The 6,572-nt window shown below is 69.5% G+C and carries 6 protein-coding genes and 1 pseudogene; 1 reads left to right on the top strand and 6 read right to left on the bottom strand.

What is annotated here, in order from left to right:
* Nucleotides 1-302, bottom strand: a 302-nt coding sequence (locus tag J0695_RS13510) for a F0F1 ATP synthase subunit B (protein ID WP_206962252.1), incomplete at its 3' end; no start/stop codon positions are given.
* Nucleotides 303-373: 71 nt separating this feature from the next.
* Nucleotides 374-850 carry a macro domain-containing protein gene (locus tag J0695_RS13505; protein WP_206962251.1) on the bottom strand — a complete coding sequence of 159 codons (477 nt, stop codon included), beginning with the start codon at nucleotides 848-850 and terminating at the stop codon, nucleotides 374-376.
* Nucleotides 851-976: 126 nt separating this feature from the next.
* Between J0695_RS13505 and J0695_RS13500 the strand changes: the two genes are divergently transcribed.
* Nucleotides 977-1,705, top strand: a complete 729-nt coding sequence (locus J0695_RS13500; protein ID WP_206962250.1) for a MerR family transcriptional regulator — start codon at nucleotides 977-979, stop codon at nucleotides 1,703-1,705.
* 69 nt (nucleotides 1,706-1,774) lie between these two features.
* Here J0695_RS13500 and J0695_RS13495 read toward each other — a convergent pair whose 3' ends face one another.
* The 4 genes and pseudogenes from J0695_RS13495 to J0695_RS13480 all read right to left on the bottom strand — a co-directional run.
* On the bottom strand, nucleotides 1,775-3,940 hold the full coding sequence (locus tag J0695_RS13495; RefSeq protein ID WP_206962249.1) for a 3-hydroxyacyl-CoA dehydrogenase NAD-binding domain-containing protein: 2,166 nt from the start codon (nucleotides 3,938-3,940) through the stop codon (nucleotides 1,775-1,777).
* Between the two features lie 35 nt (nucleotides 3,941-3,975).
* Nucleotides 3,976-5,190, bottom strand: a complete 1,215-nt coding sequence (locus tag J0695_RS13490) for an acetyl-CoA C-acetyltransferase (protein WP_206962248.1) — start codon at nucleotides 5,188-5,190, stop codon at nucleotides 3,976-3,978.
* A gap of 47 nt (nucleotides 5,191-5,237) precedes the next feature.
* Nucleotides 5,238-6,380: an acyl-CoA dehydrogenase family protein gene (locus tag J0695_RS13485; RefSeq protein WP_206962247.1), complete on the bottom strand. Its 1,143-nt coding sequence runs from the start codon at nucleotides 6,378-6,380 to the stop codon at nucleotides 5,238-5,240.
* Nucleotides 6,377-6,572: pseudogene (locus tag J0695_RS13480) on the bottom strand (CoA transferase); the annotation flags it as partial. The gene J0695_RS13485 and the pseudogene J0695_RS13480, both read right to left, overlap by 4 nt.

Here is a 6,572-nt window from a genome sequence, read left to right as displayed (position 1 = left end):
GCCTCGGCGATCGCGGCCGCCCCCTCCTCCTTGCCCTGCTGCCGGATGCGGGAGGCATCGTGCCGGGCGGCGGCCAGCGCGGCCTGGTATTCCGCGTGGATCTCCTCGGCCTGCGCGCGCAGATCCTCGGCCCGCTCCTGCTGCCCGTGGATGGCGTCGTCGCGGTCCGCGATCGTACGGGCGATGCGGGGCAGCAGGACTTTCGCCAGGACAAGGTAGAGGAGGGCGAACAGCACGACTCCGAGGAGCAGTTCGTTGTTTTCGGGCTTGAGCGGTCCAAGATCCATAGCATGCGTCTGCATACGTACCACCTACCAGCATTCCGGGGGTCTTCGACACCCCCACGACAGCACCCTCTGAAGTGACACGCGCTTCACGCGTGGTCGTAGACCGTGACGCGGATGCCGGCCGCCACGAGCCGCCCGGCTATGAGGGGCTCGATGCGCGACCACTTCCCGCCCGCCAACCCGCAGCCGATGCGCGGCATATGGACCGAGGCCCCCAGTTCGGCGGCCCTGGCGGCCACCGCGCCGAGCGCGGTATCGATGGCCTCGTACCGCACGGGCACGCCCTTGCTGCCGATACGCATCCCGCGCTGGCCGACCATGTTGGCGACCCAGGTGTAGGGACCCACCTGGACATACTGGACAGCACCCAGCCCGAAGTCGTTGCCCGCGCGCTCCCGGTGCCAGCGCCGGTAGGCCGCCTCCGGCTCCGGCCAGCGTCGCGACACCGCCGGCACGAATCCCTTTCCCCAGCCGCCCAGGTCGTTGCAGACATGCGCGATCAGCTTGACGCCCTTGCCCTGCGGCGCGGTGGCGTCCCCCCGTACGTACTCGATCCCCGTCATGACCCCACCGTACGAACCACCACTGACAATCCGGCCGGCCGGCGGCCGGAGCTTTCGCAACTGTGGTGAGACAGCAATACTGTTCCACGGATCAATGCCGTGCGGCAGCAAGCGAGGGGCTCAGCCATGGCGACAGAGACAGAGCAGCCGACGCTCACGGTCGACGAACTGGCCGCGCGCGCCGGAGTCACCGTGCGCACCATCCGCTTCTACAGCACCCGGGGGCTCCTGCCCCCGCCCGCCATAGGGCCGCGGCGCGTGGGGCATTACGGGCCCGAGCATCTCTCCCGGCTCGCGCTCGTCGAGGAGTTGCAGCACCAGGGCATGACCCTGTCGGCCATCGAGCGGTACGTACAGCAGCTGCCGGCCGACCTCAGCGCCCACGATCTGGCCATCCACCGCGCACTGGTCGCGTCATGGGCCCCCGACTCCGCCCAGAAGGCCACCCGCGCCGAGCTGGAGCAGCGGGCCGGGCAGGTGCTGTCCGAGCGGGACATCGACCGGCTCGGCGCGATGAACGTGCTGGAGCGGGGCGACGCCCCGGACGCGTTCCGGGTCGACCCCGGGCTGCTGCGGCTGGGCGTACAGCTCCTCCAGGTGCCGATCTCCCTGGACACGCTGCTGGCCGCGCGCGACGTCGTACTGGAGCATTCGCGGCAGGCGGCGAAGGAGCTGACGCAGCTCTTCCAGGACGAGGTGTGGGGGCCGTACAGCGAGCGCGAGCACAGTCCTGAGGCGGTGGAGACGATGATGTCGCTCTCCGCCCATATGCAGCCGATGGTGGTGCAGGCCCTGGTGACAGCCTTCCAGCGCTCGCTGAAGGAGGAGTTGCGCGCCCGGTACGCCGCGGAGTGAGCGCGCAGCGTCAGAGCCATCCGGTACGACGTGCCCGCCCCCGCGCAGCACGGGGGCGGGCCGGAACCGTCAGTTGAAGCGCTCGCCCTTCTCCGCCTTCTCCACCAGCAGGGCCGGCGGTGCGAAGCGCTCGCCGTAGCGGGCGGCCAGTTCACGGGAGCGGGCCACGAAGCCGGGCAGGCCGCCCTCGTAACCGTTGATGTACTGGATCACGCCACCGGTCCAGCCCGGGAAGCCGATCCCGAAGATCGAGCCGATGTTCGCGTCCGGCACCGACGTGAGCACGCCCTCCTCGAAGCAGCGGACCGTGTCCAGCGCCTCCGAGAAGAGCATCCGCTCCTGCATGTCGAGGAACGGGATCTTCGTGCCCGGCCGGGCGAAGTGCTCGCGCAGGCCCGGCCACAGGCCCGCCCGCTTGCCGTCCGCGTACTCGTAGAAGCCCGCACCGCCGCTGCGTCCCGTACGGCCGAACTCGTCGACCATCCGGTCGATCACCGCGTCCGAGGGGTGGCCGGCCCACGTACCGCCCGCCTCCTCGACCGCGCGCCGCGCCTCGTTGCGGATCTTGCGCGGGAGGGTGAGGGTCAGTTCGTCCATGAGGGACAGGACCTTCGCCGGGTAGCCCGCCTGGGCCGCCGCCTGCTCGATGGACGCCGGGTCGGCGCCTTCGCCGAGCATGGCGACGCCCTCGTTGATGAACTGGCCGATCACGCGCGAAGTGAAGAAGCCGCGCGAGTCGTTGACGACGATCGGGGTCTTCTTGATCTGGCGTACGAGGTCGAAGGCGCGCGCAAGCGCCTCGTCGCCCGTGCGCTCACCCTTGATGATCTCGACGAGCGGCATCTTGTCGACAGGCGAGAAGAAGTGCAGTCCGATGAAGTCGGCGGGGCGCGAAACCCCTTCGGAGAGAAGGGAGATGGGCAGCGTGGAGGTGTTGGAGCAGAGGAGCGCGTCGGGTCCGACGACGTCCTGGATCTCCTGGAACACCTTGTGCTTGAGGGAGACGTCCTCGAAGACCGCTTCGATCACCGTGTCGCAGCCCGCCAGGTCGGCCGGGTCGGCGGTCGGGGTGATGAGGGCGAGGAGCGCGTCCCGCTTGGCCTCGGTCGTACGGCCACGGGAGAGCGCCTTGTCGAGGAGGGCGGCCGAGTACGCCTTGCCCTTGGCGGCCGCTTCGGGGGTGACGTCCTTGAGGACGACCTCGATCCCGGCCCTGGCGCAGGAGTACGCGATGCCCGCGCCCATCATCCCGGCGCCGAGCACGGCGACCCTGCGCGTGGGGCGCGGTGCGATGCCCTGGGGGCGGCTGGCGCCGGAGTTGACGGCCTGGAGGTCGAAGAAGAACGCCTGGATCATGTTCTTGGAGATCTGGCCGGTGACCAGCTCCGTGAAGTACCTGGCTTCGATGGTCTGCGCGGTCTCGAAGTCGACCTGCGAGCCCTCGACGGCGGCCGCCAGGATGTTGCGCGGCGCCGGGTAGGACGCACCGTTGATCTGCTTCTTCAGGTTCGCGGGGAAGGCGGGGAGGTTGGCGGCGAAGCGCGGGTTGGAGGGCGTGCCACCGGGGATCTTGTAGCCCTTGATGTCCCAGGGCTGCTGGGAGGTGAGGTTCGCCTCGATGAAGGCGCGGGCCTTGGCGAGCATCTCCTCGGTGGAGACGGCCACTTCGTGGACAAGGCCGTTGTCGAGGGCACGCTTCGGGCTGTACTGCGTGCCCTGGAGGAGGACCTTGAGCAGCGCGTCGGCGATGCCCATCAGGCGTACCGTACGCGTCACGCCGCCGCCCGCCGGGAGCAGGCCCAGCGTGACCTCGGGAAGGCCGATCTTCGAGCCGGGTGCGTCCAGCGCGATGCGGTGGTGACAGGCGAGGGCGATCTCGTAACCGCCGCCCAGCGCCGCTCCGTTGATCGCGGCGACGACCGGCTTGCCGAGCGTCTCGATACGGCGCAGAGCATGCTTGATCGCCATGCCCGCGTCGAAGGCCTGCTGCGCCTGGGCCGGGCCGACCTGGATCATGTCCTTGAGGTCGCCGCCCGCGAAGAAGGTCTTCTTGGCGGAGGTGAAGATGATGCCGCGGACGCTGTCCTTCTCCGCCTCCAGACGGTCCGCGACGGCGGTGACGGAGTCCTTGAACGCCTGGTTCATCGTGTTGGCGGACTGGTTGGGATCGTCGAGGACGAGGGTGACGACGCCGCTCTCGTCCTGTTCCCAGCGAATGGTGGTGTTCTCGCTCATGGTCTGGCTGCTCCGGGAGGGATGAGGGCGGGGGGTCAGAGACGCTCGACGACGGTGGCGACACCCATGCCGCCGCCGACGCAGAGGGTGACGAGGCCGTAGCGCTGGTCGCGGCGCTCCAGCTCGTCGATGAGGGTGCCGAGGATCATCGCGCCGGTGGCGCCGAGCGGGTGGCCGAGCGCGATGGCGCCGCCGTTGACGTTGATCTTCTCGATGGGGACGTTCATGTCCTTGGCGAAACGCAGCACGACGCCCGCGAAGGCCTCGTTCATCTCGAAGAGGTCGATGTCGTCGACGGTCAGGCCCGCCTTGGCGAGGGCCTTGCGGGTGGCGGGCGCGGGCCCTGTGAGCATGATGGTCGGCTCGGAGCCGGAGACTGCGGCCGAGATGATACGGGCGCGGGGAGCCATGCCGTACCGCTCGCCGATCTCGCGCGTACCGATCGCGACGAGGGACGCGCCGTCCACGATGCCCGAGGAGTTGCCCGCGTGGTGGACGTGGTCGATCTTCTCGACCCAGTGGTACTTCTGCAGCGCCACCGCGTCGAAACCGCCCATCTCGCCGATCGCGGCGAAGGAGGGCTTGAGGGCGGCCAGCGACTCGGCGGTCGTGCCGGGGCGCATGTGCTCGTCGTGGTCGAGGACGACCAGGCCGTTGCGGTCGAGGACGGGTACGACGGAGCGCTTGAAGCGGCCGTCCTTCCATGCCTCGGCGGCGCGCTCCTGGGAGAGGGCCGCGTACGAGTCCACGTCGTGGCGGGTGAAGCCCTCGATGGTGGCGATCAGGTCGGCGCCGATGCCCTGGGGCGCGAAGCCTGTGTCCCAGTTGGTCATCGGGTCCATGGCCCAGGCGCCGCCGTCGGAGGCCATGGGGACACGGGACATCGACTCGACGCCGCCGGCCAGGACCAGGTCCTCCCAGCCCGAACGGACCTTGGCCGCGGCGAGGTTGACGGCCTCCAGGCCGGAGGCACAGAAGCGGTTCTCCTGCAGACCGGCCACGGTGTCGGGCAGCCCTGCCGCGACGGCCGCGATACGGGCGATGTCGGAGCCCTGGTCGCCGACCGGGCTGACGACGCCGAGCACGATGTCGTCGATCGCGGCCGGGTCGAGTCCGGGGAAGCGGCGCCGCATCTCGTGGATCAGGCCGACGACCAGGTCTATCGGCTTGGTGCCGTGCAGGGCGCCGTTGGCCTTTCCGCGCCCGCGCGGGGTGCGGATCGCGTCGTACACATACGCTTCGGTACTCAAGACAGCTGCCTTTCGGAATGTACGGGTAAAAGAGGCGGGGCTGCGGGTCAGCCGAGGAGGGACCGGCCGATGATCTCCTTCATGATTTCGGTCGTACCGCCGTAGATCGTCTGGATACGGCCGTCCGTGAAGGCTCTCGCGACCCGGTACTCGGTCATGTAGCCGTAGCCGCCGTGCAGTTGCAGACACCGGTCGGCGACACGCTTCTGGAGCTCGGTGGCCCACCATTTGGCCATCGACGCATGGACCGCGTCGAGTTCCCCGTTCGAGTGATCGACGATGCACCGGTCGAGGAAGGTACGGGTGACGGCGCACTCGGTGGCCATCTCCGCGATCTCGAAGCGGATGTGCTGGAGCTTGGAGAGCGGCCGGCCGAAGGCCTCGCGCTGCTTCACGTACTCCATGGTGATCTCCAGGAGGTACTCGGCGGCGGCGATCCCGGCGACCGCGATGCCCATCCGCTCCTGCGCCAGGTTGGTCATCAGGTGGATGAACGCGCCGTTGAGCTCGCCGAGGAGGTTCTCCTTCGGGACGCGTACGTCGTTGAAGAAGAGCTCCGCCGTGTCCTGGGACTTCTGGCCGATCTTGTCCAGATTGCGGCCGCGCTCGAAGCCTTCCGCACCGCGCTCTACGACCAGCAGCGACAGTCCCTTCGCGCCGCCGTCGGGGGACGTCTTGGCGACGACGATCACCAGGTCGGCGAGGATCCCGTTGGAGATGAAGGTCTTGGAGCCGTTGAGCAGCCAGTGGTCGCCGCGGTCCTCGGCGCTCGTACGGATCCCCTGCAGGTCGCTGCCCGCGCCCGGCTCGGTCATCGCGATGGCTGTGATGGTCTCGCCGCTGCAGAACCCGGGCAGCCAGCGCCGCTTCTGGTCCTCGGTCCCGAGGCCGCTCAGGTACGGGCCGATGATGTCGTTGTGCAGCCCGAGGGCGAGCCCGGCGGCTCCCGCGCGGGTGAACTCCTCGGCCAGTACGGCGCTGTAGCGGAAGTCCGCGTTCCCGCCGCCGCCGTACTCCTCGGGGACCGCGAGTCCGAGCAGCCCCTGCTTCCCGGCCGCCCGCCAGGCGTCGCGCGAGACGATGCCGTCCTTCTCCCACTGCTCGTAGTGCGGCAGGACCTCCTTGGCGAGGAAGGTGCGTACGGTCTCGCGGAACGCCTCGTGCTCGGCGTCGAATATCTGCCGCTTCAACGGTTCTCCTCCTTGGTGAGGCCTTCGGCAAGGCCGGGCACGCCCCAGTCGGCGGCCACCTCGGCGGTGTCGGCGCCGGGCTGTGCCGGGCCCCGGTGCACGGATCCCGGCGTCGCCGAGAAGCGCGGCGCGGGGGCGGGCTGGGTGATCCCGCTGTGCTCCACGAAGGTGGAGCGGGCCGCGAGATGCGGG

Origin of the sequence: Streptomyces beijiangensis, from assembly GCF_017315755.1 — a bacterium.
Classification (GTDB): Bacteria; Actinomycetota; Actinomycetes; order Streptomycetales; family Streptomycetaceae; genus Streptomyces; species Streptomyces beijiangensis.
Note: the sequence above shows the minus strand (reverse complement) of the source record. Positions and strands in the feature narration are given on the sequence as shown.